A 24,810-nucleotide genomic window follows, 5' to 3' on the forward strand; every position below is an offset into this window, starting at 1 on the left:
CCGTACACCGCATGGGTGTTCGGGGCCTCGGGCTTACATATCGTCGGGTCGGTACTGCGCCCCGTTCATCCGGATCTCGCCGGACGACGGGGGTCAACCAAGACCTGGGAAGGTCAGAGGGTGACCTTGTCCGTCACCTCGTGCACAACCTGGATCTCGGGGCAGGGGCACTCCTCCTCCGGGCACTCCTCGACCGGCGGCGTGTGCGGCGGCTTCACCGGCGGGGTGTGCGGGGGCTTCACCGGCGGCGTGTGCGGCGGCTTGACCGGCGGGGTGTGCGGCGGCTTCACCGGCGGGGTGGTGGGGGGGCACGCCGGCGGGCCCTGCGGCGGGCAGTGCGGCGGCTCGTGCGGAGGGTTGTGCGGCGGGTTGTGCGGGGGCTTGTGCGGCGGGTTGTGCGGCGGCATCGGCGGCGGGGGCTTCATCTCGCCCTCGCCGTTGATGCACGTGTTGCCGAAAGCCGGGTTGAGCACACCGATGACGCTGACGGTGTTACCGCACAGGTTGACGGGCACGTGCACCGGAACCTGGAGCAGGTTGCCGGAGAGCACACCGGGAGAACCGACGGCCGCGCCGTCGGCGGCGGAGGAGGCGTATGCCGTCCCCCCACCGAAGGCGAATGCGCTGCCGACCATGGCGGCAGCCACCACGGTCTTCTTGGCGAACTCGTTCACTGAGTTGATTCCCATCGTTCGAATGACGGTGGAACCGGAGTTCCACCGTCATCAACGCGCGACACCCCACGGGGGCAACGGGAAGATCACCAATTCGCCCGTATGCACGACTGACCGCCGGGCATTCACCTGTGACGGGTAGTCAGAAGTACGAAAGAGACCGCTTGGCCGATCACTTCGGACTGACCCGGACAGTTGGAAACGGCTCAGGAACGCGGAATCGACGTGTGGTGGTGGATTACCTCGGCGATGAGGAAGTTCAGGAACTTCTCCGCGAAATCCGGGTCGAGCTTCGCACCCGCCGCAAGGGAGCGCAGCCGCTGGATCTGGACCGCCTCGCGCGCCGGATCGGCGGGCGGCAGGTCGTACGCCGCCTTCAGCACGCCCACGCGCTTGGTGCACTTGAACCGTTCTGCGAGCAGGTGCACCAGCGCCGCGTCGATGTTGTCGATGCTGTCCCGCAGGTCCTGGAGCTCGGCGGGCACCGCCGGCGCGTCCGTCGGCGCGTCGCCGCCGCGCTCGGGCTGTTCGGTGGTTCGGTCGGCCATGTCGCGCCACCCTACCCGGGCAGCCGGGCACCCCGGCGGCGAGGCCCCGACTTCCGGATCTTGCCCGGCCCGTACGGCGGATCTCCGCGGGCACGAGTCAGGTGTCGCGGCGCTCTCCCCGGGGAATCTCAAGGTACGGCCGACGCGGACCTACCTGCTCATCTGGGCGCGTACCCGGTCGGTACGCATGCGACGAGGCATGAGGGGGCGATCGGTATGGATGACGTCCGCCTGACACCCGCAGAGCGGCGGGCGCTCGAACTGATAGAGGCCGAGCTGCGGAAAGACCGCGATCTGGACCGCGCGATGCGCCGGATGCGGGTCCCGCGGACCGGCCGCAGGCCGCTGCGCCGCCGCGGATCCGCCGACGACGGCCCGGCCGAAGGGCCCGCTCAGGAGGGGCCCGCGAGCGCGCCCGGGGCGGACGAATGCACCGAGGCCCCCGACTTCCCGTTCACGACCTCCGCGGCGTCGGCGACCTCGGCGGCCGCCCGGCAGCGGGAGCGGCGGCGCGTGTGGGCGCTGGCCCTGGTCCTGAGCATCGTGTTCGCGGCCCTGCTCACCGCGGGCACGCTGTTCTTCCTGGTCTTCGCACTGGTTCTGGTGACGCTCGCGGCGTCGGCCGGGGTGGTGTGGATGGCGGTCAGCTTCTACCTGCGCAAGCCCGACCCCGGCTGATTCCCGCGGATCCCGGCTGAGCAGGGCTGGTCCGGGTGGTCCGGGCTGGTTCCGCGGCGGCGGCGATTGCCCGTCCGGCTCAGCGCGCGTGCCGACGACGGCTGTGCGCGCCGCCCGGGCGGGCTTCGTGCTGTCCCGGAGGCACCGGCGGCGCCGACCGCGGGGCGGCGGCCTGGGGTGCCGCCGAGCGCGCCGCGGCGGGCTCCGCTGCGCGCTGCCGGGAACCGGGGCCGTGCACGGGGCTGTTCCGGCCTCGCCCGCGTACCGCGACCACGATCGTCACCAGCGGCCCGAGCGCGCCGATCACCAGCGCGGCGTCCAGGGCGGCCAGGCGGCCCTGCCCGATCGACAGGAGGACCAGGGAGAGGCACACGACGATCGACGCGAGAACGCACACCGTCATACGGCTCTGCCGCGCGCCGTGCACGAACGTCCACGCGCACGCGGACAAGCCCACGACGGCGGTCACCAGCGCGGCGACCGAAGTGGTGTTCATCGCGGGAACCTCCGCATTCTCGCCCCGGACCACGCGCGGTCCGGAATCCGAGTGTTACCCGGATTGACCGCAATGATGCCGCAGAGCCCGCCGGGCGGCGGCCCCGCACTCCGGGGACACGTCGCACCACGGGACGGCGTCGGGCGCCTCTGCCACGGAACGCACCGTCCAACCTCCGAGTTCCCGTACGCCCGCCCGGGCAGGCGTACGCGGCACCGCGCCCGGCGGGCCTCAGGAACTGCCGGGTCAGGCCGGAGGCTTGCCGCCCACCGCGGTGGTGACCCGGGTGCAGGCCTTGAGGAGGCGGCGGCCGACGCGGTCGATCTCACGCGCGGTCATCTCGCGGTGGGGTTGTACGGAGAGGTTCATCTGCGTCCCGCCGTGCGCGTCGAACACCGGGGCACTCAACGCGCTCACCGGGTGGCGGCCGGACCCGGCGAGGTCGCCCGGGAGGTACTCGGCCTGGCGCAGTTCGGCCAGCAGCGCCATGACCATCGGCTGGAGGTCCTCGGCCAACGGGTCGTCACTCAACTCCGCGAGCGCGTGCCGCAGGCGGACCCCCGCGGGGGTCAGACGCTCGACGCTGTAGCCGCGTTCGCGGATCGCCCCCAGGGACGCGAGCAGGGGCCCGCGTGGCGCGGGGCGCTCGGTACGCGACGCCCAGTCGTCGATCACCTCGTCGGGCGCCCAGGCCACGAAGACGCCGCCGAAGGGCGGCGCGAGTGGGATCCGCCGGCCGATGCGCACCGCTCCGGCGTCGGGTCCGCTGCCCGCGTGGGCCACGATCACCAGGTGGCCTTCACTGCGGATCGCCGCGGTCGCCTGCATGCCGAGTTCTTCGGCGAGGGCGACGGCCTCCGCCTGCGCGAGGTGCACGGCCGGGTACGACAACTCCGCCGCCCGACCGGTCGCCACCAGTGCGGGTCCCAGCGTGAACGTCTTGTCCACGGGGTTGCGGATCAGGTAGTCCGCGTTGGCGAGGCTGGCGGTGACCGCGTGGCACGTCGCCTTGCTCATGCCGAGCGCCCGGGCGATGTCGCTGAGGCTGAAAGCATGCGCGGGACGGCTCGCGAGCAGTTCCAGGACGCCGACGACCCGGTCCGTCGGGGGCGACGGGCTCGTCCCGGGGGACGCCGTGTCGGTTCCGCCGCCGTCGACCGCCGCCATCGTCCTTCTCCACCCTCAGCCGCCCGGTCGCGGGCCGGATCCCGCGCCGCCTCGCGGGCGCGCCACACGCTACCAAGCGAACCACCCCATACCCCGCCGCGCGCCGCACCGACAGCCGCAAACACGTCGGAACACAGACCCGTGGGGGTGGTCGACGGCCAAGATCGCCGACGGCCGACGGTCTGGCCGCCGTCGGCGACACCAGGGTCCCGTCAGCCGGAGTTCTCCGCCAGCGCCTTGGTCACCGCGGCGAGGTCGAAGTAGTCGCGCCAGGCGTGGATCTTGCCGTCCCGCAGCTCGAAGACCCCCATGACGAGGATCTCCAGCGTGTTGCCGTTCGGGAACGTGAACACGTCCGTGCGCTCGTTGAGCACCGTGTCCCCGTGCACCGCCTGGTGGTGGACGGTGAACTCGGCACCCGTAAAAGGCCCGACGAATCCGGCGATGAAGTCGCGGATCTCCTGACGTCCCGTCACCGGCATGATCGGGATGTTGTGGTAGGTCGCGTCCTCGGTGAAGTACCCCGCCAGCTCGTCCGGGTCGAGCCGACCCCACGCCTTGATGAACTCGTCGACCGTCGCTGCTGCATCCATGCGCGCGACCGTAGTGGTCGGACGATACGACCGCCATAGCCGTCGGGGCGCCGATCTTGTGCACAGGAAGTAACGCCGCCGTTACGCTGACGCCCACACGCCGAAATCCCGCACGTGTCTACTGATGGAAGACAGAGATTCCTGAGAGTGGACAACCCAGTAGAGGGACGGCGACTCGATGACCACCCAGGCTCATCCGGCGGCCGACGCCGGGCAGGGACGGATTCCCTTCCAGAATACGCCCGTTCCCGAGACCGAGCCCTCGCTTTCGGAACGGGTCAAGGCCGACGGTGCGCGGTTCGTCCTCGCCACCTTCGTCGACCTCACCGGCAAACCGTGCGCAAAGCTGGTCCCCGCGCACAGCGTCGACCGGCTCGCGAGCGAAGGCGCCGGGTTCGCGGGTTACGCGGCGGGGGCGCTCGGGCAGACTCCCACCGACCCCGAGGTCATGGCCGTCCCCGACCCCGCCTCGTACACCCCGCTGCCCTTCGTACGGCCGGGCCTTGCGATGGTGCACTGCGACCCGTATGTCGAGGGCAGGCCATGGCCGTTCGCCCCACGCGTCATCCTGCGCACCGCGCTCGAACGCCTCGCCGCCGCCGGATTCACCGCGCAGGTCGGCGCGGAGGCCGAGTACTTCCTCGTCGAGCGCGACGGCGACGCGTTGTCCCCGGCCGATCCCCTCGACCGGTCCGCGCAGCCGTGCTACGACGCCCGCGCGCTCACCCGCATGTACGACCACCTGACGGGCATCTCGGACGCCGTCAACTCGCTCGGCTGGGACAACTACGCGAACGACCATGAGGACGCCAACGGGCAGTTCGAGCAGAACTTCACCCATGCGGACGCGCTGACGACGGCCGACCGGATCATCACCTTCCGCTACCTGGTCCACGCCATGTCCGAAGCGGCGGGCATGACGGCCACGTTCATGCCCAAACCGTTCACCGACCGCACAGGCACCGGCCTGCACCTGCACATGTCGTTGTGGGACGACAACGACGACCCGGTGTTCCCGGATCCCGCCGACCCGCGCGGGCTCGGCCTGTCCGACACGGCGTACGGCTTCATCGCCGGAATCCTGCGGCACGCACCCGCACTGCAGTCGGTGATCGCCCCGACCGTGAACTCCTACAAGCGGACGGGCGCGACGAGCACCGCGTCGGGCGCCACCTGGGCGCCGCGCACCGCGAGCTACGGCGGCAACGACCGCACCCACCTGATCCGGGTGCCCGACCAGGACCGCTTCGAGGTGCGCGCGGTGGACGGGGCGGCCAATCCGTACCTGGCGATGGCGGTCCTGCTCGGTGCCGGGCTGGACGGCCTGGACCGCAACCTGGACGCCGGCCCGCCCGGGCGCGCCCTCGACAAGGCGCCTCCGCTGCCCCCGACGCTGCTGCACGCCGCCGAGGCGCTGGCCGCGGACGACGTCGTGCGCGGCACCCTCGACGCCGCCGACCCGCTCGCCCGGGTGTCGGGGTACTACGGGCGGCTCAAGCGCGAGGAGTTCCTCGCCTGGCACTCCCAGGTCACGCCCTGGGAGATCGACCGATACCTCACGGCGTTCTGACCGCCGACGCGGCCGCCGACGCCCGTACGTACGGCGCCGGCGCGACACCGTCGCGGCACCCCCAAGCCGAAGTCCCTTACGAGGAAAGGCGGTATCCGTGTGCGGCATCGTCGGCCTGCACCTGCGCGACCGCGGTCTCCACGCCCGCCTGGGCACCCTGCTGTCCGACATGCTCGGCCGGATCGCGGAGCGCGGCCCCGACTCCGCCGGGATCGGGCTCTACGGAGACACGGCCACGGGAGCCGGGCAACCGGCGTACACCGCGGGTGACTTCACGGTCTACAAAGGTGTCGGACCGCCCGCCGGCGTGGCGGCGTCCATCGACCTCGCCAGGCGGACGGGCCACCAGGGCCTGGCACACACCCGCATGGCGACGGAGTCGGCGGTGACCGCCGCGCACTGCCACCCGTTCACGCCCGGCGGCGACCTCGCCCTGGTCCACAACGGCTCGTTCGCCAACCACGCGACGATCCGCCGCGCGCTGGTACGCGACGGCGTCCGGTTCGACACGGACAACGACTCGGAAGTGGCAGCCCACTTCATCGCTTCGTCCCTGGCGGACGGCGACAACTTGGAGAAGGCTCTGGGCAAGGTGTGCGAGACCTTCGACGGGTTCTTCACGCTGCTCGCCACCACCGCAACCCAGTTCGCCGTCGTTCGCGACGTCGTCGGCGGCAAGCCGCTGCTGATCGCGGAAACGGAGGCGTACGTCGCCGTCGCCTCCGAGTACCGCGCACTCGCCGGCCTGCCCGGCATCGACACCGCGCGCGTCTTCGAGCCCGCCCCGGAGGAGGTCCATCTGTGGTCACGCTGATGCCCGGCTACGAACGCCTGAGCAATGCCGAACTCGTGCTGGACCGCGACAAGTTGACGCTTCGCGAGGTCAACAGGGCGCTCAGGTCGTTGCCCCCGGGCGGCCGGGCGCGCGTCGTCAATCCGCGCGGTCGGCACAACCTGGCCGTGGGGCTCGACGCCGACGTCGCGGTCGACATCGACGGCCCCGCCGGGTACTACGTCGGCGGGCTGGGCAAGCACGCGACGGTGACCGTGCACGGCCGCGCCGGATGGGGCGTCGGGGAGAACCTGATGTCCGGCAGCGTGCACGTGCTCGGCGACGCCGGGCAGTCGGTCGCGTCCAGCGCGCACGGCGGCACGGTCGTCGTGGCCGGCGACTGTTCGCTGCGTACCGCGATATCCCTCAAGGGCGCCACCGTGGTGGTCGCCGGAGATGTAGGCGGCTACTGCGCGTTCATGGCACAGGCCGGCACCGTGCTCGTGGGTGGCGACACCGGCCCGGCCCTCGGCGACTCGCTGTACGAGGCCGTCATCTACGTGGCGGGCCGCGTCAAGTCGCTCGGCACGGACGCCCGGATCGAGGAACTCCGCTCCGAGGACGTCGCCTTGGTACGCAGCCTGGCCGAAGCCCACGACCTGGACCACATCGACCCGGAGAACGTCACCCGGGTCGCGTCCGCCCGCGAGCTGTACCACTTCGACACCCATCGCGCGGGCTCCTACTGAACTCCGTCCCTCACCGACCCCCTCTCCAGGAGCCAGCAAGGTATGGAGACAACCCCCCTCCCCTCTCCGTCGCCCGCCAACCACACCTTCCCGCCCTCGGTCATGGACGAGATCAGGCAGCGCGCCGAGTTGGGCCGGTACGCCATCCGCGGCCTCGGCTCGCGCCGTGCCGTCCCCTCCTTCGACGACCTGACGCTGCTGACCGCCGGGGCGTCGCGCTACCCCCTGGAGGGCTACCGCGAGACGTGCGTGACACGGACGGTGCTGGGCGCACGGAACGCGGCCGAGCCGATCGTGCTCGACATCCCCGTCACCATCGGCGGCATGTCGTTCGGCGCGCTGTCGGCGAACGCCAAGGAGGCCCTGGGCCGGGCGGCGACCGCGGTGGGGACGTCGACCACCACCGGCGACGGCGGCATGACCCCCGAGGAGCGGCAGTCCTCCAAAACCCTTGTCTACCAGTGCCTTCCGTCGCGCTACGGATTCGACCCGGACGCACTGCGCGCCGCGGACGCCGTGGAGGTCGTGCTCGGACAGGGTGCCAAGCCGGGCGGCGGCGGCATGCTGCTCGGCCAGAAGGTCGGCCCGCGCGTCGCCGCGATGCGCACCCTGCCCGAGGGTGTGGACCAGCGCAGCGCCAGCCGCCACCCGGACTGGATGGGCCCCGACGACCTGCGCATCAAGATCGAGGAGTTGCGCGAGGCCACGGACTGGCGCATCCCGGTGTACGTCAAGCTGGGCGCAACACGTGTCGACCACGACGTCCGGCTCGCCGTCGCGGCCGGGGCAGATGTGGTCGTCGTCGACGGCATGCAGGGCGGCACCGCCGCGACCCAGGACGTCTTCATCGAGCACACCGGCATCCCGACTTTGGCGGCGGTGCGGCAGGCCTCGGACGCACTGGCCGACATGGGCGTCCTCGGCGAGGTGCAACTGATCGTCTCCGGCGGCATCCGGTCCGGCGCGGACGTCGCCAAGGCCCTCGCCCTCGGCGCCGACGCCGTCTCGATCGGGGTCGCGTCGCTGGTCGCGCTGGGCTGCAACGCCCCTTCGTACCCGGGTGAGGACGGTGCGCCGGTCGACGTGACGGGCGACTACCTGCCCCTCGCCGCGGCTCCCGGCTCCTGCACGGGATGCCACACCGGCCTGTGCCCGGTCGGCATCGCGACCCAGGACCCGGCGCTCGAACGGCGCCTGGACCCGCAGATCGGAGCCGACCGCGTCGCGAACTACCTGCGTGCGCTGGCCATGGAGACCACCATGCTGGCCCGCGCCTGCGGCAAGGCCGACGTCCACCACCTGGAGCCCGAGGACCTGGTGGCGCTGACGGTCGAGGCGGCCGCGATGGCCCGCGTGCCGCTGGCCGGAACGTCGTGGATCCCGGGAGCGGCGCCGTGACCGGGTTGCCCGGCGGCCCCGGACCGGCCGCCGTACGCGGTCTCACCGGCGGCTGCGTCGTCGACGTGGTGGTCGTCGGCGGCGGCATCGAAGGCGCGGCCACGGCGTGGGCCCTCACCCGTCGCGGTGTCCGCGACGTGCTCGTGCTGGAGCGGGACACCGTCGGCTCCGGCGGCACGGGCAAGTCGAGCGGGGTCGTCCGCTGCCACTACGGCGTCCCGTCGCTGGCCGCGATGGCCTGGCAGAGCCTGCGGTTGTTCGAGCAGGCGGAGGAGGTCTGGGGGCAGGACGTCGGTTTCCGGCAGAGCGGGTACCTGGTCGGGGTGGGCCCGGAGAACGTCCGGGCGCTGGAGGCGAACGTGGCCGCGCAGCGTGCGCTCGGCATCGACACGCGGCTCGTGGACCACGACACCGCGGCGGAGATGTGGCCGGCCGCGGAGCTGAAGGACTTCGCGGGCTTCGCGTACGAGGCGCGCGGCGGCCATGGGGACGCCTACCGCACCTGCCACGCCCTCGCCCGGGCGGCGAAGCGCGCGGGCGCCCGCATCCGGCAGCACGCCCGGGTCGTCTCGCTGCTGACCTCGGGCGACCGGGTGACCGGCGTACGCCTCGCCGACGGGTCCGCCGTCGCCGCCGCCACCGTCGTGGTCGCCGCGGGGCCGTGGTCGGGCGGCCTGGTCGCGCCGGTCGGGGTGGACCTGCCGGTACGCGCGATGCGCGAGCCGGTCCTCCTCGTGGCACCCGGCGCCCCGCTCGCCGAGTCGCCCGTCCTGTCCGACCTCGTGAACCTGCAGTACGTGCGTACCGAGGGGCCGAACCTGCTGGTCGGCAACAGCGATCTGGCCGCCCCGGACTGGGCGGACCCGGACCGCTACGCGAACCTCGCCACCCCCGCCGAGACCGAGCGCGCCGCGCTGCGCTTCGCCGCGCGGTTCCCGGGCCTGCCGGACGCCGCGTTCGCGACGTCGTACGCGGGTTGCTACGACGCGACCCCCGACTTCAACCCGGTGATCGGCCCGGCGGGTCCCGAAGGGCTGTTCGTCGCGGCGGGATTCAGCGGACACGGCTTCAAGATCGCGCCCGCGGTCGGCACCCTCGTCGCCGATCTGCTGTGCGAGGGCGCCAGTTCCCATCCCGACATCCGCGGCACCGACTTCCGCCTGGAGCGCTTCGCCGAAGGCCGCCCGCTGGCGAGCAGGCACCCGTACGTCGGCGCGGGCGAGATGCGCTGAGCACCGAACCCACGGGAACGGCGCGGCAGTCCGGCCGCCCATGTGCGGCCGGACCGCCGCGGACGCCCGTCGCCTCGGGCGTGCGGACGGCTCAACCGGCCGGGGTCCAGCGCGGGTCCCGCCCGGTGAAGGCGAGGAGCCTGTCCGCGCTGCCGGAGTCCTCGGGAACCGGCACGACCGGCCCGTACTTGCCGAAGTTGTCGCGTACGAAGTCGACGGTGCGCTGCGCCGCGGCCTCGAGCCCTTCGGCGAGTTCGTCGGTCAGCGCCAGGTCCTGTCCGGTGGCCTTGGCGATGTCCCACGCGTGGACGGCGGCGTCGAGCGCGGCGACGGCCGCGCCGAGTTGCGTCGGCATCGGGCCCATCGGGGTCGGGACGTCCTGGGCTTGCGGATCGACCGAGCCCCATGCGGCTGCGGACTGCGCCAGCACGGCGTCGAGTCGGGCGATCGCGTCGTCGGACAGTTCGTCGGCCGGCGAGAACGGGTCGCCGGTGGGTGCCGCCTCCGGATCGATCTGCATGACCAGCGCCTGCTGGTCCAGCCGTGCGTGGTTCAGGACCTGACGGACCGTCCACTCGGTGCACGGTGTCGCGGCGCCCCACGAGCCCTCCGGCACACCGACTGCTGCCGCCCGCAAATACGCATGCGCTTCGGCCAGCACCTTGAGTCCGTCGACAGCATTCACTCGGAACCACCTTCCGGCACGATCACCCAGCTCGGACCGACCACGGTAGTGCGCGGACAGCTCAAAAACGCTGTAACTACGCGCCATGATCCGGTGCCGTCGACCCGGGGTGGTCCCGCCCGGGGTGGTCAGCCCGGCGTGGTCCCGGTGATCCCCTTCTCGGTGAGGTTGGCCAGTTCGTCTTCGGTGAGGCCCAGTTCGCCGCACAGGACCTCGGCGGTGTGCTCGCCGAGCGTGGGCGCGGCGCGGGTCACCCACGGGCCGCTGACCGAGGCGAGCCGGAACGGCAGTCCCGGCACCCGGTGCTCGCCCGCCACGGGGTGGACGACCCGGTTGAGGAAGCCGCGGTGTTCGAGCTGCGGGTCGGACTCGATCGCGGCGGGCGGCACGACCACGGCCGCCGGCACGCCCGCGGCCAGCAGCTCGGCCTCGGCGTCCGCGGGCCCGCGCGTCGCACACCATGCGGACACCACGGCGTCGATCTCGTCGTGTGCGTCGCGGCGGGTCTTCAGGTCCTCGTCGCCCGACCAGCGTTCGTCCGGACCCACGACGCCGAGCAGCGCGGCCCACTGGGCCACGGTCTCGGCGGCCAGCGCGACCCACGCGTCGTCGCCGGCGCAGCGGTAGACGCCCTGCGGGGCGGCACCCGCGCCGCGGTTGCCGTCGCGGCGTACCTCGCGGCCCTCGGCCGTGTAGGTGGTCAGTGCCTCGGCGGCCACGTTGAGCGTCGCCTCGACCATCGTGGACTCGATCATCGTGCCGACGCCGGTGCGGTCGCGCTCGCGCAGCGCCGCGAGCAGGGCGAAGACCGCGTGCGTACCGGCGTTCGGGTCGCAGGGCCCGCGCGGGATCAGTGGCGGGCCGTCGGCGCGGCCGGTCATCCAGGCCATGCCGGACGCCTGCTCCATCGTCTGGGCGAAGCCGGTGCGGTCGCGCCACGGGCCGTCCAGCCCGAACGCCGGCATGCGCAGCAGGATGAGGCGTTCGTTGCGGGCCTGGAGGGTCGGCCAGGTGAGGCCGAGGTTGTCCATGACCCGGGGCGAGAAGTTCTCGATGACGACGTCGGCCGTCTCGGCGAGCCGCAGGACCAGGTCGTGGCCCTCGGGCGTGCCGAGGTCCAGGGTGATGCCGCGCTTGCCGGGGTTGGCACCGAAGTACACCATCCCCCATTCCCACCACCGGTCTTCGCCGGGCTTGCGGGCGGAGGCGAAGCGCATGCCGTCGGCGCGCTTGTGCGCCTCGACCTTGATGACGTCGGCACCGAGCGCGGCGAGCGTGAGCGTGGCACTGGGGCCGGCCCAGAAGGCGGTGAGGTCGAGGACGCGCAGCCCGGCGAGAGGCCGGTCCCCGGGGGTGGCGGGTGCGCCGGACCCGGCCGCGACCACCTCGGACGCCACCGCTTCGGACGCCACCGCCTCCGACGCGGCCGGCGGGGCCGCGTCGGGTGCCGAAGCCTCGAACGGCACGCCCCGGAACTCGCCGATGCGGTACGGGACGCGCGGTTGCAGGAAGCCGCCGTACGGATTCGGCACGAACACCCCGCGCTGCACGAAGTGGTCGACCGAGGTGAGCGTGCTCGGCGTGCCCACCGCCGCCACCGGGATGCGCAGCGCCCCGGCGAGCGCCACGACGTCCTCGGTGCGCTGCTTCGTCGTCCATCCCCGCACGATCTCGAGGAATTCCTCGCGGTTGCGGGCCCGTTCACCCATCGTCGCGTACCGGGGGTCGTCGATGAGGTCGGGGCGCTCGATCATGAGCAAGAAGTCCTGGAGCTGCTGGCCGGTGCCCAGGCAGAAGCCCACCCAACCGTCCGCGGTCGGCTCGATCGACGGGATCTCCAGAGTGCGCCCGCTGACGAAGTCCACGCCGGTGGCCCGGAACAGCGAGGCGGCGACCGAGCCGTACGTCTGCATCGTCGACGCCATGCACTCCAGCATCGAGACGTCCGCGTGGTCGCCCTGTCCGGTACGCCGGGCCGCGTGCGCCGCCGCCAGTCCCGCGACCGCCGCGTAGCCGCCGCTGACCCACTCGCCTATGTGGCCACCCGCCTGCAGCGGCTCCTCCCCCGCCAGACCGCGCCCGCCGGTCGAACCGCAGGACGCCTGGAGGGTGAACTCGGTCGCGGGGCGCCCCGCGTGCGGGCCGGTGCGGCCGTAGGGGGTGATCGAGACGACGACCAGGGCGGGGTTCGCCGCGCGCAGCGCGGCGATCTCGGCGTCGGCCAGCCGGCCGTCCTCGACGAGGAGGTCGGCGGTGCGCAGCGCGCCGTCCCGGGCCGCGGCCGACAAGTCGTCGAGCGCGCGCACCGCCTTGCCCACGGCCAGGTAGCGGAACAGCGCGGAGTCGTCCTCCCCCGGGGTGGTGCCGCCGGCCGCGCGCCCGGCGGCTCCCGCGGTGCCGTCCCGGCCGCGCCGCAGCGGGTCGCCGTCGGCGCCTTCCAGCTTCACCACGTGTGCGCCTGCGTCGCGCAGAAGCTTCGCGCAGTAGCCGCCGGGCACGCCGTACGAGAGTTCGACGACGGAAAGTCCGGCCAACGGAGCGGTGGGAGCCAACGCGATCAACCTCCGGGGGCGGTCGAGGGGGTGAACTGCGGCCTGAAGTAGGGGAGTACGCGTTCGCCGCCCACACCGTGCGGGTCCACCCGCACGCGCAGGCCCTCGCGGACCGCGTGTACCTCGATGCCGATCAGGTTGGTGAGCATGCGGTAGCCCTCGTCGAGGTCGACGATCGCGACGGCGTACGGCGTGGTGAAGCTCGGCGTCACCGGGCGGTGCACGATCGTCCAGCTGTAGACGGTGCCGAGCCCCGCGCTGACGCGCCACTCCAGCGCCCGTGAGGCGCACCCCCGGCACAGGTCGGTCGGGGTGAAGTTCGCCGTTCCGCATTGCGTGCAGCGCTGGTAGCGCAGTTCGCCGTCCGCGCAGCCGTCCCAGAAGGGCGCGGTGAGCGGCGTGACGGGGTTCAGGGGTATGCCTGTCTGGGGTTCGAGCACAGTCAGGGCCTCTCGGTTCCGAACAGCGCCACCTGGTTGAACAGGGCGCCGGAGCCGCCCGCGCTGGCGAGGGCCACCCTGGCCCCCGGGATCTGCGTCGACACGCAGGTGCCGCGCACCTGCTGCACCGCGCGGATCGCGCGCTGGAGCATCTGGGGATTGGATCCGGCGTGGCTGTAGGACATCAGCCCGCCGTCGGTGGTGATCGGGTGCTTGCCGTCGGGTGCGATGTGGCCGTCCGCGACGAACGGCCCGCCCTCGCCCGGCTCGCAGAAGCCGAACGCCTCCAGTTGCCGGATGACCTCGAAGGAGAAGGGGTCGTACAGCTCCAGGACGTCGACGTCGGAGCGCCCGAGGCCGGCGGTGCGGAACGCCCGGTCCGCGGCCCGGCGTCCGACCGAGCCGACGACGTGCTCGTCGTCGCGTCTCCCGGCCAGGTCGTACGCGGGCGGGTGCTGGTAGGCGGGCCCGTGGCAGTCCGCCGCCATGCCCAGCAGGTACACCGGTGCGGACGGCAGGTCGCGGGCCCGGTCGGCGCTCGTCAGCACCAGGGCGCAGCCGCCCTCCGAGGTCATCGCGCAGTCCAGCAGGTGGAAGGGCTCCGCGATGGGGCGGGACGCCAGGATGTCCGCGGGGGTGAAGGGTCCGCGGCCGTGGTAGACGGCCTCGGGGTTGACGTGCCCGTTGTTGCGGATGGTCGCGGCGACGGTGGCCAGCTGCTCTTCGGTGGTCCCGTACCGGATCATGTGGCGGCGGGCGATGAGCGCGAACTCGGCGGCGGTGAACAGGCCCCAGGGGATCACGAACTCGTTCTCGGGGCGGGTCCAGGGGGCGGTCGCGGCGTGGTCGGTGTAGACGCCCGCCTCGCCCGACGCCACCACCGCCACGTCGCACATGCCGGACGCGATCGCCGAGGCGGCTTCCGCGATCATGCCCAGGCCGTACTGCGTGCCGCGCCAGGCCGGGCCGAGGCGCAGGTCGTAGATGAGCTTGGCGGACAGGTCGGCGGCGGAGACCCCGTCGACGTCGTCCAGGCCGAGCCCGGCGTCCGCGAGGGCCCCGTGGATGGCCTCGACGGTCACCGACACGGACGTGTGGTCCGGCAGGCGGCGGGCCTGGGCCGTGTTGAAGACGCCCGCCACCGCGACGTCGCGGTAGGGATGGGACCCCGGTGCCATGGCGACGTCTCCCCTTCTCAGCCGTTCCCGGCCCGACGGCCGGCACGTTCGTCCGCGAGGGTTGCGCGCCCTTCGCGAAGGCCCATTTGAAGCGGGACGTGATGAGGAGTCAAGAGCCATTGGTTGTAAGGCGCCACTGTCGTTCACGGTCGTTTCCGGTCAGCTTGCGAGGAATTCCCGTGAATCGCGGACCGCGCAACGGGGCGGGAGACCGGCTCTGTTCGCAGTCTGATCCGGACTGCACGGGCCGCGACGCATCGGAGCGGGGCCAACGACCGGGTGGCACCGCTCAGCGGACCGGATCTCCGCAATCAATGAGGACTTCTGTGTTAAGGCGGGCACATCGGGTGACCTCCATAGGCCAGGATGGAACTTGCATACGCGTCGGCCCGACCGCCATCGGACGATGCGTGCACCCTCGTGGGGAAGGTGCCGTCATGGCAGAAGCGAACGGATCGCCGGGTTCCGGGGCCCTGCGGCCCGCCGGAGCAGCGGCGGACGCGGCCTCCGACGGGCGCTCGTCCTCCGCGCCCGCACGGCGCGAAGGCGGCGCGCGTCGCATCGACGTGCGCCGGGGCGCTGCCGTCGAGGTGTCCGGCTGGGATGGCTCGGAACCGCTGCTCGCGCAGGCGCCGTTACTCGAACGGGACGACGAAATGGCCGTCCTGGAAAGGGTGATCGGCAAGTTGTGCGAGCAGGCACGCGCCGAATCCGGTGCGCCGGGCGCACGCCCCGGAGAGCTTCTGGTGGTCGAGAGCGAAGCCGGGTGCGGCAAGACCACGCTGCTCGACGAGGCACGGCGGATAGCCGTCGAACACCATTGCACCGTCCTGCACGCCAAGGGCGCCGAGCGCGAGCAGACGCGCTCCTTCTCCGTCGTGAAGCAGCTGTTCTTCAACCTCCTCGCCGGCTGCACCGGCGACGAACGCGCCGCGATGCTCGGCGACTGGCACGACATCATCGCCCCCGCGCTCGGCCTCTGCCCCGCGACCGCGGGCTTCGCCCCCGACCCGCTGGGTATCCGGGACGCCCTCGACTGGCTCATGACCGGCCTGACCCGGCACCGCGGCCCGGTCGCCCTCGTCGTCGACGACGCGCACTGGGCGGACGCCGAGTCCCTCGCCTGGATCACCAGCTTCGCCGGCCGCCTCGACCAGTGGCCCGTGCTCCTCCTGGTCTCCCGGCGCACCGGCGAAGTCACCGACGTCGAACCCCTGTTGCGCGAGCTGTGCGCGCTGGACCGGACCCGTCGCATCTCTCTCGACACGCTGTCCCGCGCCGCGGTCTCGTACATAGTCGGCGAGGCGCTCGGCTCCGGCGCCGACACCGCGTTCCGGGAACGCTGCTTCGAGGTCACCAGCGGCAGCCCCTTCGTGCTGTGGGCGATGCTGCGCGAGGTCCGGCGCCTGCGCATCGCCCCGGTCGCCGCCAACACGGGCCGCCTCGGCGCCATCGCCGCCGACCAGATCGGCGAGCAACTGGCGGCCCGGCTGGAGCGCATGGGCGAGGCGACCATCGCGGTGGCCCGTGCGGTCGCCGTCCTCGGGTCCGACGCGACCACCGTCCGGGTCGCCTCGCTCGCCGAGATAGACATGGACAAAGTCGGGCTGATCGCCGACCGGTTGCGCGCCGCCGCGATCCTGGTCGACCTGGACGTCCTGAACTTCGTCCACCCGCTCATCGCCGGCGCCGTCTACCAGTGGATTCCCAAGAGCGCCCGCAGCGCCCTGCACGCGCGCGCCGCACGTCTGTTGGTCGCGGACGGCCGCGACGCGCGATCCGCCGCGCTGCACCTGCTGGCCACCGAACCCTGCGGCGACCCGTGGGTCGTCGAGCAGTTGCGCGAAGCCGCCGCCCAGGACAAACGCGCCGGTGCCCCGGACTCGGCCCTGCGCTGCCTGCAACGTGCGCTGATCGAGCCGCCGCGTCCCGCCGACCGGGCCGCCGTACGCTACGAGCTGGGCCGCGCCACCTTCGTGACGTCCCCTCAGGAGGCCATCAACCACCTGCGGGTCGCACTCGCCGACGACGCGGGCGACCGCGTCCTGCACCTGTCACGCGCCCTCGGGTACACCGACTGCATCCAGGAAGCCGTCGAACTCCTCGACACCGAGGCCCAGGCCGCCAACGCGTCCGCGACACGGCTGCGCCTGCAGGCCGAGCACTTCCTGTGGGCGGTGTTCTGGGTCGACGACCCCGACTACCACGCACGGGCGCGCCGCCTGAAGAACCTCGTCGTGCGGCTCGAGGGCAGCAACCGCACCGAGCGCTGCCTGCTGGCCCTGCGCGCCTGGTACGGCATGGTGCGCGGCGACCCGATGGTGCAGGTCCTCGCGAGCGCCGACCAGGCGTGGGGCCCGGGCCTCAACTGGACGGACGAGGACTGGGGCTTCGAGATCCCCAGCCTGCTCGCCCTCACGTACATGTACTGCGACCGCAACGACCGCGCCGAGGAACTGTTCACCGAAGGCATCACCGAGCTGAAGGCGCACGGCTGGCGCGGCACGCACCTGTCGTACGCGCACTCCATGCGCAGCCTCGTGCGCTACCGCCAGGGCAAGCTCGTCCAGGCCGAGGAGGACTGCCAGATCGGGCTGCGGCTCGCGCTGCGCCTGCCGCCGACCGCACCCGCGCGCTGGTACCCGCTCGGCACGCTGATCCAGGTGCTGGTCGCCCGCGGCCGGGTCGGCGAGGCCGCCCGGATAGCCGACGAGCACGCGTTCGGCGAGCCCTTCCCCAGCGCCGTCGTGTTCCCCGACCCGCAGGCGGTGCGCGGCGAACTCCGGCTCGCCCTGGGCCTCGCGGACGAGGCCGCGGCGGACTTCCTGGAGACCGGCGCGAAGTTGGAAGGACGCGGCGTCGCCAACCCGGCCTGGTGCGGGTGGCGCGTCAACCTCGCCAAGGCACTCGCCGGGCGGGATCCGGAGGCCGCGTACGAGCAGGCCGGCGAGGCACTGCGCCGCGCGTACCGGTTCGGCGCGCCTTCCGCGATGGGACAGGCGCTGCGGGTGACCGGGCGCCTGGAAGGCGGGCAGAAGGGCCTCGCGAAGGTCGAGGACGCCCTGATGTGGCTCGAACACTCCGACGCACGCTACGAATACGCCCTGACCCTGGTGGAGTACGGCATGGTTCTGCGCCGCGAGTACGGCGACCGGGACGCCGTCGACCCGCTGTTCGAGGGTCTGACCGTCGCCGTGGAGTGCGGGGCCAACGCCCTGGCCGACGCGGCACGCGCCGAACTGGCCGACATGGGCGAACTGCCGCCCACCGCCATGCTCGGCCCCGGCTCGGGAGGCGCCCGATGAGCGCCGCGGCCTCCGCCGCGTACGACCCCGCCGACGCGGGACTGTTGGAACGCGGCGACGAGCTCGCGCTGCTCCAGGGGCTCATCGGCAGTCTGCTCGACGCCGCGCCGACGGCCGGATTCGGCGGGGCGCAGCGCGGCCGGGTCCTGATGTTCGAGGGCGCGGCCGGGCTCGGCAAGACGACCCTGGTCGACGCGGCACGGCGCCGCGCGGCGGCCCAGGGCTGCACCGTGCTGCACGCGAAGGGCGGGGAGCGCGAACAGGGCCGCGCGTTCCATGTGGTACGCCAGCTCTTCCGTCCCCTGCTGGTCGCGTGCACCGACGCCGAACGGCACGAACTGCTGGGCGGCTGGTGGGACATGGTCGCGCCGGCCGTGGGCCTGCCGCCGTCCAACCCGGACCACGAGGTCGCCCCGCCCGAACCGCAGGGCGTACGCGACGCGCTCGACTGGCTGATGGCCGGGCTCACGCAGCGCCGCGGCGCGATGGTGGTGCTGGTCGACGACGCGCACTGGGCGGACCGCGAATCGCTCACCTGGCTGGAGGCGTTCGCCCGCACCGTCGAGTCGATGCCGGTGCTCCTCGTCGTGGCGCGCCGCCCCGAGGAGCCGACGCCGAACGCCGACCTGCTCGGCGATCTGGTGACGCTGCCCAACACGCTCCAGCACCAACTGGCGGTGCTGTCCCCGGGCGCCGTCGCCGCGATGCTTCAACTCCGGCTGGGCGACGCGGCCGAGCACCGTTTCGCCGAACTGTGCCACCGCGCCACCGACGGCGTGCCGTTCGTCGTGGCCCAGTTGGTCGGCGAGATCGTCGACCGCGACATCAAGCCGACGGCCGCCAACGCCGAGCAGCTCGACGCGCTCGCTGCGGCGATCGTGGGCCGGGGCATGATCCGGCGCCTGGAGCGCACCGGTGAGAACGCGGTACGCCTGGCCCGCGCGGTCGCCGTCCTCGGCGCCGACGCCACATTGGGCCGCGCCGCGGAGATGGCGGGCCTCACCCTGGCCGAGGCGGTCGGGCCGGCCGACTCGCTGCGTGCGGTCCGCGTGCTCGCCGGCGACGAAACCCTGGAATTCGCCCACCCGACCATCGCCACCGAGGTCTACCGGCGCATCCCACCGCAGGCACGCGGCGCGATGCACGCGAAGGCGGCGCGGCTGCTGATCGCGGACGGCCACGACGACGCGCAGACCGCGGCGCACCTGTTGGCGACGTTCCCGTCCGGGGACCAGTGGGTCGTGCGACGGCTGCGCGGCGCGGCCCGGCAGGACCTGCGGGCGGGGGCGCCGGACTCGGCGTACCGCAACCTGCTCCGGGCCCTGAACGAACCGCCGTTCGGCGATGAACGCACCTCTGTCCTGTACGAGTTGGGCCTCGCGGCGTTTGTCCACGACCCGCGCGCGGCAATCGAGCACCTGACCGCGGCGCTGGCCGGCGCGCAACCGGAGAGCGAGGCCCGGCACGCCATCGTGCTGCGCCTCGCCAAGGCCCTCGCGCACGACGACCGGCTCGCGGACGCCGTGCACCTGCTGGACGCCGAGGCCCGTGCCACCAAACTCTCACGCGCCCGGCTGCGCCTGCAGGCCGACCATTTCCTCTGGGCGATCTTCTGGACGGACGACACCGACTCGCACGCCCGGGCCCGCCGGGTGCGTGCGCTGGCGGGACGGCTCGCCGGCTCCGACACCACCGAGCGCTGCCTTCTGGGCATCCGCGCGTGGTACGGCGTGGTGCGCGGCGACCCGGCGGTGCAGGTGCTGGCGTACGCGGAACGCGCCATGTCCCCGCCGCTCAGCTGGGTGGACGACGAATGGGGCTTCGAAGTCCCGGTGATGACCGCGCAGTCGTTCGTCTACTGCGACGAACTCGACCGCGCCGAGCAGTTCTTCGCCGAGGGCATCGCCGAGCTGGAGGCGCGCGGTTGGCGCGGCACCCATCTGTCGTTCGGCCACACACTGCTGGCGCACATCCGCTACCGCATGGGGCGCCTCGTCGAGGCCGAGGCCGGGGTACGCAAGGGCCTCGAATACGCGGAACGGCTGGGCCCGGACGCGCCCGCACGCTGGTACGGCTTGGGCGTGCTGATCCAGACCCTCATCGCGATGGGCCGCCTCGACGAGGCCGAGGAGCTGGTGGACCGGCACGACTACGGCGTGCAGCAGCCTCAGGCGGTGATCTCCCCGGTGCCGCAGGTGGTGCGCGGCGAACTGCGGCTGGCCCGGCACCAATACGCGGCCGCGGCCGCCGACCTCAGGGCGGCCGGCAAGCAGCTCGACGCACGCGGGGTCGGCAACCCGGGCCTGTGCGCCTGGCGACCGCTGCTCGCGCTGGCGCTCGCCACCGACGATCCCGCCGCGGCCCGGCGCCTGGCGAACCGGGCGGTGGGCCAGGCGTACGTGTTCGGCTCACCCGCGGGCCTGGGGATCTCGCTGCGTGCCGCAGGCCAGGTGACCGGCGGTCCGGAAGGGCTCGCCAAGCTGGGCGAGTCGGTGCGCTGGCTCGCGGAGTCGCCCAACCGGTACGAATACGCCGTCTCGCTCGTCGAGTTCGGGGCGGCGCTGCGCCGGGCGAAACGCATCACGGAGGCGCGGCTGCGCCTCGGCGAAGGACTGGAGGCGGCCTCGCGCTGCGGAGCGGAGGCGCTGGCCGCGCGGGCCCGGGCCGAGTTGGTCGCGGCCGGCGGGCGGCCGAGGCGGGCGTACCGGACCGGGGTCGAGGCGCTGACCGCGCGTGAGCGCCAGACGGCGGAGCTGGTCGCGCGCGGCATGTCGAACACGGCGGTGGCACGGCATCTCGCGGTGCAGCTAGGCACGGTGCAGAAGCACCTGACCGCGGTGTACGCGAAGCTCGGCACCGACCGCGACGGACTGGCCGACCTGCTGGACCCCGTCCCCTTCCCGGCAGTTGTGCCGGGCGCAGGCACGCCGGTCGTCACCGGTGTCGCCCCGGACGGTGCGGTAATCGGCGGCCTCTCCGGCGGCGTACCCGAAGGTGCCGCGGAGAGCGCCGATCACCGCTGACGGAGGAGCACCGCGCGGGTGTACATGACCGGGCAATAGGTGATGACGGACTCGTCGAGTCCCAGCACCAGGCGGCCCCGTTCCGCGTGCACCGACAGAGGACTGTGGCCGTAGCCCTCGATGGTGATCTCGCCGGATCCGTGCGCGGCGTCGAGATAGCCGTACGCGTATCCGAGCAGTACGTGGCAGCGCCGGTAGCGGAAGCGCGCCACGTCTCGCGGGTCGTCGGCCGGCTTCTTGTCGATGAGGTACGCGGTGTGCGAGCCCCGAAAGGTGCCGTCCCCGGCCAGCCGGATGTCCAGGAAGAAGTCACGGAGGTCGTACCCGGCGTGGCCCCGGTGCCCCGGAACCACGGTCTCCTCGGATACCCAGCGGGCGCCGAGCCCCCGCGGGACCGTGCTGCCCCGGGTGGGTGCCGGACTGTGGTGGAGGACCACGCGTGACTCCTCGTGCTGTGAACGGGAAGGTCGGCCGGGAAAAACGGCCGACTCCCGCGGTGCCGCCGATCGTCCGTCGTCCGGACCCGCGGCGAAGCGGGTCCGGACGACGCCCCCGCGCGGCCCTTCGGCCTTCCCCCGGTCGGCGGGACCACGCCGAGCGTGCCTGCGCTCGTGTAGCTCAGCGTGCCGGACCTGCGACGGTCGGCGCAGTGGAGGCGACCCTCTACTCTTTGCCGACTGTGCGGCCGGCAGGCGTTCGGTTGTGCTTCGCTGGGGCTCGCGGTGTGACTCGTCCTATGACTTGTCCCGTGACTTGTCCCATGCCCTGTTCCGTGCCTGGTCCCGTGACCTGTCCCGTGCCTTGCCCGTGACCTCTTGCGCGGCGTCTCGCGCGGCGGGTCGGCCGGCGTCCATCTGGCGGGCGTTCCGGCCCCCGGCAGGAGGGTCCCGGTAACGTAGGCCGCGTGATCGAGACCTCTTCTGCTTCCACCGCTTCGGGTGCCGTCGCCGCGGGACTGGCGACGCTGGCCGCCGACGGCACCGTCCTGGACACCTGGTTCCCCGCGCCCGAGCTCGCCCCGGTCGGCGAAAAGGCCGAGACCGTGCGGCTGAGCGCCGACGAGGCGGTGGCCGCCCTCGGCGCCGACGTCGCGGCGGGCCTCGGTGCCGACGAGATCCGCGGCGTCGAGGTCGTCGCCGTACGCACCGTGATCGGCTCGCTCACCGACGCGCCGGTCGACACCCACGACGCGTACCTGCGCCTGCACCTGCTCAGCCACCGCCTGGTACGCCCGCACGGGGCGAGCCTCGACGGGCTGTTCGGCCTGCTCGCCAACGTGGCGTGGACCAACCTCGGGCCGGTCGCGGTCGACGGCGTCTCGGCCGCGCGGCTGCGCGCCCGTGCCGCCCGGGTGTCGTTCGAGGTGACGGGCGTCGACAAGTTCCCGCGCATGACGGAGTACGTCGTCCCGTCGGGCGTCCGCATCGCCGACACCACGCGCGTACGCCTCGGCGCGCACCTCGCGTCCGGCACCACCGTGATGCACGAGGGCTTCTGCAACTTCAACGCCGGAACGCTCGGCGCGTCGATGGTCGAGGGCCGCATCAGCGCGGGTGTCGTGGTGGGCGACCACAGCGACATCGGCGGCGGCGCGTCGATCATGGGCACCCTGTCCGGCGGCGGCAAGCAGGTCATCTCGGTCGGCGAGCGGTGCCTGCTGGGCGCCAACGCGGGCATCGGCATCTCGCTGGGCGACGACTGCGTGGTCGAGGCGGGGCTGTACGTCACCGCCGGCACGCGCGTCACCATGCCCGACGGCGCGGTCGTCAAGGCCGCCGAACTGTCCGGCCGCAGCGGCCTGCTGCTGCGCCGCAACTCGACGAGCGGCGCGGTCGAGGGCATCTGGCGCACCGAGTCGTGGGGCGCGCTGAACGAGGACCTGCACAAGAACGACTGAGGTCACACCGTCGCGCACGAGGGGCGGGATACGGCGTTTGTCCGTGCCCCGCCCCCTCGTGTCGGACCGTCCGGCCGTTTACAAACGGCCGTTTACAAACGGCGGTTCACGAACAGCGGTTCACGAACAGCGGTTCACGAACAGCGGTTCACGAACAGCGGTTCACGAACAGCGGTTCACGAACCGCGGCTCGGGGATCAGGCGGCCGACTCGGCGCGGCCGAGCGACCTGACCACGTCGAGCACCGCTTCCACATCGGTCAGGTCGGCCAGGACGATGTCCGCCCCCGCGCGGGCCAGTTCGTCCGCCGTCGTGTACCCGGTGGCGACCGCGACGCACCTCGCCCCGTTGTGCAGCGCGGCCTCGACGTCGCGGACGGTGTCGCCGATCAGCACGGTCCGGTCGGCGGCGAACCCGCCGCCGGTGGCAGCCGCCGCACGCCCGAGCGCCAGCGGCACGAGCTTGTCGCGGTCCTCGTGGTCGTCGCCGTACGCGCCGATGTCGAGCCGCAGGTGCCGCGCGGCGGCACCGAGCAGGGCCAACTTCACCGGTGCGGTTGCCGCCTGATTGCCGGTCAGCACGCTCTGGTGCACGTACGGGAGTTCCGCCAGCGCGCCGATCAGCGCCACCGCACCCGGCAGCGCAACGCCCTCGCGCCGCACCTGGTCGGCCCGCGCCGCGAAGATCTCGGCGAAGGTCTCGTTCAGGCGCGTGATCAGGTCGTCGGTCGGCAGCAGCCCGTGCGCGCGCAGCGTCTCGCGCGCGATGTGCAGATCGGTCCGCCCGCCGAAGTCGACGCGCTCGGTGAGCGGTCGCCCGGTGACGGCGAGGAGCGCGTCGGCGTACGCCTCCCGGCTCGCGGGTCCCGCCTTGACCAGCGTCTGGTCGATGTCCCACAGCACCAGGACCGGCCCGGCCGCGTTCCCCGCTTGTCCGTCTGCCACGGCGCCAGCGTAGTTTCCTCCGGATGCCGTGGCGAGGGTTCTCCGTCCGCAACACGGTGAATGAGCAAAATGTGTGAATGGCACCTTATATCAGCGAGTTCGCCGCCACACCGTCGTTGTTCGGCATCGACAACGGCCAGGGCGCCCGGCAGTTCGCGGAGCTGGGCTTCGCGCTGGTGCTCACGTCGCTCCTGGGCTGGGAGCGCGAGGCACGGCAGAAGAGCGCCGGGATGCGGACCCACACCCTTGTCGGAGTGGGCAGCGCGCTGTTCATGGAGGTGTCGATCCACGGCTTCGGCGCCACTGAGGGACTGCCCGGAGTCTCGTTGGACCCGTCGCGCGTCGCCGCCCAGATCGTGTCGGGGATCGGCTTCATCGGCGGCGGGCTGATCTTCGTCAAGCGCGACATCGTGCGCGGCCTCACCACGGCCGCGACGATCTGGTTCGCGTGCGCGATCGGGATGGCGTGCGGCGGCGGCCTGCCGCTGCTCGCGGGCGGGGCGACGCTCCTCTACTTCGTCATCCTGCGGGGCATGCCGGTGCTGACCGCGCGGATCCTGCCGGACACCGCGTACGGCGCAATCGAGTTGCGGCTGCGCTACGTCCAGAGGCGCGGCGTGCTCGGCCGCGCGCTGGCCATCTGCACGCAGCACGGTTTCCAGGTCACCGACGTGCGCACCGAACCCGGCGGCACCGACTGGCAGCCGGAGCACGCCGGCGGCGGCTACCGCAGGTCCGGCGAGGAGGACGACCAGGACGACGGGACGGAGCACGGCGGCGGTGCCGCCACCGCCGTGCTCCTGCGCTTGGAGGGCACCGGCCCTGCGCATCCGCTGGTCGAGGAGCTGTCCGAACTGGACGACATGCGCGCGGTGTCGCTCGGAGTGCGCTCGGACGCGACCGAGTAGC

Annotated in this window: 21 protein-coding genes; 10 read left to right on the top strand and 11 right to left on the bottom strand. The window is 72.8% G+C overall.

Annotation, left to right across the window (positions count from 1 at the left end):
• Positions 1 to 113: 113 nt before the first annotated feature.
• Positions 114 to 689 (bottom strand): chaplin, encoded by a 576-nt coding sequence (locus AB0C36_RS01850; RefSeq protein WP_358347723.1) that lies wholly within the window; start codon positions 687 to 689, stop codon positions 114 to 116.
• 191 nt (positions 690 to 880) lie between these two features.
• On the bottom strand, positions 881 to 1,222 hold the full coding sequence (locus AB0C36_RS01855) for a chorismate mutase (RefSeq protein ID WP_358347725.1): 342 nt from the start codon (positions 1,220 to 1,222) through the stop codon (positions 881 to 883).
• A gap of 216 nt (positions 1,223 to 1,438) precedes the next feature.
• Here AB0C36_RS01855 and AB0C36_RS01860 point away from each other — a divergent pair, with 216 nt between their 5' ends.
• The gene (locus AB0C36_RS01860; protein WP_358347728.1) at positions 1,439 to 1,900 is read left to right on the top strand and encodes a hypothetical protein; all 462 of its coding nucleotides are present in this window, start codon (positions 1,439 to 1,441) and stop codon (positions 1,898 to 1,900) included.
• Positions 1,901 to 1,979: 79 nt separating this feature from the next.
• Here the strand turns inward: AB0C36_RS01860 and AB0C36_RS01865 are convergent, their stop codons facing one another.
• From AB0C36_RS01865 to AB0C36_RS01875, 3 genes are all read right to left on the bottom strand, one after another.
• Entirely contained in the window at positions 1,980 to 2,396 is a 417-nt protein-coding gene (locus tag AB0C36_RS01865) for a hypothetical protein (RefSeq protein ID WP_358347731.1), read from the bottom strand.
• Between the two features lie 246 nt (positions 2,397 to 2,642).
• On the bottom strand, positions 2,643 to 3,563 hold the full coding sequence (locus tag AB0C36_RS01870; RefSeq protein WP_358347732.1) for an IclR family transcriptional regulator: 921 nt from the start codon (positions 3,561 to 3,563) through the stop codon (positions 2,643 to 2,645).
• A gap of 212 nt (positions 3,564 to 3,775) precedes the next feature.
• Positions 3,776 to 4,156 carry a limonene-1,2-epoxide hydrolase family protein gene (locus tag AB0C36_RS01875; RefSeq protein ID WP_358347733.1) on the bottom strand — a complete coding sequence of 127 codons (381 nt, stop codon included), beginning with the start codon at positions 4,154 to 4,156 and terminating at the stop codon, positions 3,776 to 3,778.
• A gap of 178 nt (positions 4,157 to 4,334) precedes the next feature.
• Between AB0C36_RS01875 and glnT the strand changes: the two genes are divergently transcribed.
• The 5 genes from glnT to AB0C36_RS01900 all read left to right on the top strand — a co-directional run bounded on the left by glnT (position 4,335) and on the right by AB0C36_RS01900 (position 9,877).
• Positions 4,335 to 5,726: a type III glutamate--ammonia ligase gene (gene glnT, locus AB0C36_RS01880; protein ID WP_358347736.1), complete on the top strand. Its 1,392-nt coding sequence runs from the start codon at positions 4,335 to 4,337 to the stop codon at positions 5,724 to 5,726.
• Between the two features lie 97 nt (positions 5,727 to 5,823).
• Positions 5,824 to 6,540, top strand: coding sequence for a class II glutamine amidotransferase domain-containing protein (locus AB0C36_RS01885; RefSeq protein ID WP_358347739.1), 717 nt, complete (start codon positions 5,824 to 5,826; stop codon positions 6,538 to 6,540).
• Positions 6,528 to 7,247: a GltB/FmdC/FwdC-like GXGXG domain-containing protein gene (locus AB0C36_RS01890; protein ID WP_358347741.1), complete on the top strand. Its 720-nt coding sequence runs from the start codon at positions 6,528 to 6,530 to the stop codon at positions 7,245 to 7,247. The genes AB0C36_RS01885 and AB0C36_RS01890 overlap by 13 nt, the downstream gene beginning before the upstream one ends.
• A 42-nt stretch (positions 7,248 to 7,289) precedes the next feature.
• Entirely contained in the window at positions 7,290 to 8,645 is a 1,356-nt protein-coding gene (locus AB0C36_RS01895; protein WP_358347743.1) for an FMN-binding glutamate synthase family protein, read from the top strand.
• Entirely contained in the window at positions 8,642 to 9,877 is a 1,236-nt protein-coding gene (locus AB0C36_RS01900; RefSeq protein WP_358347746.1) for an NAD(P)/FAD-dependent oxidoreductase, read from the top strand. Before AB0C36_RS01895 ends, AB0C36_RS01900 begins: the two co-directional genes overlap by 4 nt.
• Positions 9,878 to 9,968: 91 nt before the next feature.
• Here AB0C36_RS01900 and AB0C36_RS01905 read toward each other — a convergent pair whose 3' ends face one another.
• From AB0C36_RS01905 to AB0C36_RS01920, 4 genes are all read right to left on the bottom strand, one after another.
• A complete protein-coding gene (locus AB0C36_RS01905; protein ID WP_358347748.1) occupies positions 9,969 to 10,562 on the bottom strand; it encodes a TIGR03086 family metal-binding protein in 594 nt (197 codons plus the stop codon).
• 128 nt (positions 10,563 to 10,690) lie between these two features.
• The gene (locus tag AB0C36_RS01910; protein ID WP_358347751.1) at positions 10,691 to 13,114 is read right to left on the bottom strand and encodes a CoA transferase; all 2,424 of its coding nucleotides are present in this window, start codon (positions 13,112 to 13,114) and stop codon (positions 10,691 to 10,693) included.
• A gap of 5 nt (positions 13,115 to 13,119) precedes the next feature.
• Complete coding sequence (locus AB0C36_RS01915) at positions 13,120 to 13,554, bottom strand: Zn-ribbon domain-containing OB-fold protein (protein ID WP_358347754.1); 435 nt, start codon at positions 13,552 to 13,554, stop codon at positions 13,120 to 13,122.
• A gap of 2 nt (positions 13,555 to 13,556) precedes the next feature.
• Positions 13,557 to 14,732, bottom strand: coding sequence for a thiolase family protein (locus AB0C36_RS01920; protein WP_358347756.1), 1,176 nt, complete (start codon positions 14,730 to 14,732; stop codon positions 13,557 to 13,559).
• A gap of 437 nt (positions 14,733 to 15,169) precedes the next feature.
• Here AB0C36_RS01920 and AB0C36_RS01925 point away from each other — a divergent pair, with 437 nt between their 5' ends.
• Positions 15,170 to 18,037 (top strand): ATP-binding protein, encoded by a 2,868-nt coding sequence (locus AB0C36_RS01925; RefSeq protein WP_358347759.1) that lies wholly within the window; start codon positions 15,170 to 15,172, stop codon positions 18,035 to 18,037.
• On the top strand, positions 18,034 to 21,060 hold the full coding sequence (locus AB0C36_RS01930) for an ATP-binding protein (protein WP_358347762.1): 3,027 nt from the start codon (positions 18,034 to 18,036) through the stop codon (positions 21,058 to 21,060). The genes AB0C36_RS01925 and AB0C36_RS01930 overlap by 4 nt, the downstream gene beginning before the upstream one ends.
• Here AB0C36_RS01930 and AB0C36_RS01935 read toward each other — a convergent pair.
• Positions 21,051 to 21,497: a hypothetical protein gene (locus AB0C36_RS01935; protein WP_358347764.1), complete on the bottom strand. Its 447-nt coding sequence runs from the start codon at positions 21,495 to 21,497 to the stop codon at positions 21,051 to 21,053. The two genes, AB0C36_RS01930 and AB0C36_RS01935, sit on opposite strands and share 10 nt — an antisense overlap.
• Positions 21,498 to 21,964: 467 nt before the next feature.
• Here AB0C36_RS01935 and dapD point away from each other — a divergent pair, with 467 nt between their 5' ends.
• Entirely contained in the window at positions 21,965 to 22,957 is a 993-nt protein-coding gene (gene dapD, locus AB0C36_RS01940) for a 2,3,4,5-tetrahydropyridine-2,6-dicarboxylate N-succinyltransferase (protein ID WP_358347766.1), read from the top strand.
• Positions 22,958 to 23,154: 197 nt separating this feature from the next.
• Here the strand turns inward: dapD and AB0C36_RS01945 are convergent, their stop codons facing one another.
• On the bottom strand, positions 23,155 to 23,901 hold the full coding sequence (locus tag AB0C36_RS01945; RefSeq protein WP_358347769.1) for an HAD family hydrolase: 747 nt from the start codon (positions 23,899 to 23,901) through the stop codon (positions 23,155 to 23,157).
• Positions 23,902 to 23,978: 77 nt separating this feature from the next.
• Between AB0C36_RS01945 and AB0C36_RS01950 the strand changes: the two genes are divergently transcribed.
• A complete protein-coding gene (locus AB0C36_RS01950) occupies positions 23,979 to 24,809 on the top strand; it encodes an MgtC/SapB family protein (protein ID WP_358347771.1) in 831 nt (276 codons plus the stop codon).
• The last annotated feature ends 1 nt before the right edge of the window (position 24,810 follow it).

Origin of the sequence: Streptodolium elevatio (assembly GCF_040649515.1) — a bacterium.
Taxonomy (GTDB): domain Bacteria; phylum Actinomycetota; class Actinomycetes; order Streptomycetales; family Streptomycetaceae; genus Yinghuangia; species Yinghuangia elevatio.

Bases quoted from the DNA above. Each gene is read 5' to 3' on its own strand.
- AB0C36_RS01850 (WP_358347723.1), bottom strand. From the start codon at position 689: ATGGGAATCAACTCAGTGAACGAGTTCGCCAAGAAGACCGTGGTGGCT.
- AB0C36_RS01860 (WP_358347728.1), top strand. From the start codon at position 1,439: ATGGATGACGTCCGCCTGACACCCGCAGAGCGGCGGGCGCTCGAACTG.
- AB0C36_RS01895 (WP_358347743.1), top strand. From the start codon at position 7,290: ATGGAGACAACCCCCCTCCCCTCTCCGTCGCCCGCCAACCACACCTTC.
- AB0C36_RS01870 (WP_358347732.1), bottom strand. From the start codon at position 3,563: ATGGCGGCGGTCGACGGCGGCGGAACCGACACGGCGTCCCCCGGGACG.
- AB0C36_RS01950 (WP_358347771.1), top strand. From the start codon at position 23,979: ATGGCACCTTATATCAGCGAGTTCGCCGCCACACCGTCGTTGTTCGGC.
- AB0C36_RS01865 (WP_358347731.1), bottom strand. From the start codon at position 2,396: ATGAACACCACTTCGGTCGCCGCGCTGGTGACCGCCGTCGTGGGCTTG.
- AB0C36_RS01855 (WP_358347725.1), bottom strand. From the start codon at position 1,222: ATGGCCGACCGAACCACCGAACAGCCCGAGCGCGGCGGCGACGCGCCG.
- AB0C36_RS01925 (WP_358347759.1), top strand. From the start codon at position 15,170: ATGGCAGAAGCGAACGGATCGCCGGGTTCCGGGGCCCTGCGGCCCGCC.
- glnT (WP_358347736.1), top strand. From the start codon at position 4,335: ATGACCACCCAGGCTCATCCGGCGGCCGACGCCGGGCAGGGACGGATT.
- AB0C36_RS01920 (WP_358347756.1), bottom strand. From the start codon at position 14,732: ATGGCACCGGGGTCCCATCCCTACCGCGACGTCGCGGTGGCGGGCGTC.
- AB0C36_RS01930 (WP_358347762.1), top strand. From the start codon at position 18,034: ATGAGCGCCGCGGCCTCCGCCGCGTACGACCCCGCCGACGCGGGACTG.
- AB0C36_RS01875 (WP_358347733.1), bottom strand. From the start codon at position 4,156: ATGGATGCAGCAGCGACGGTCGACGAGTTCATCAAGGCGTGGGGTCGG.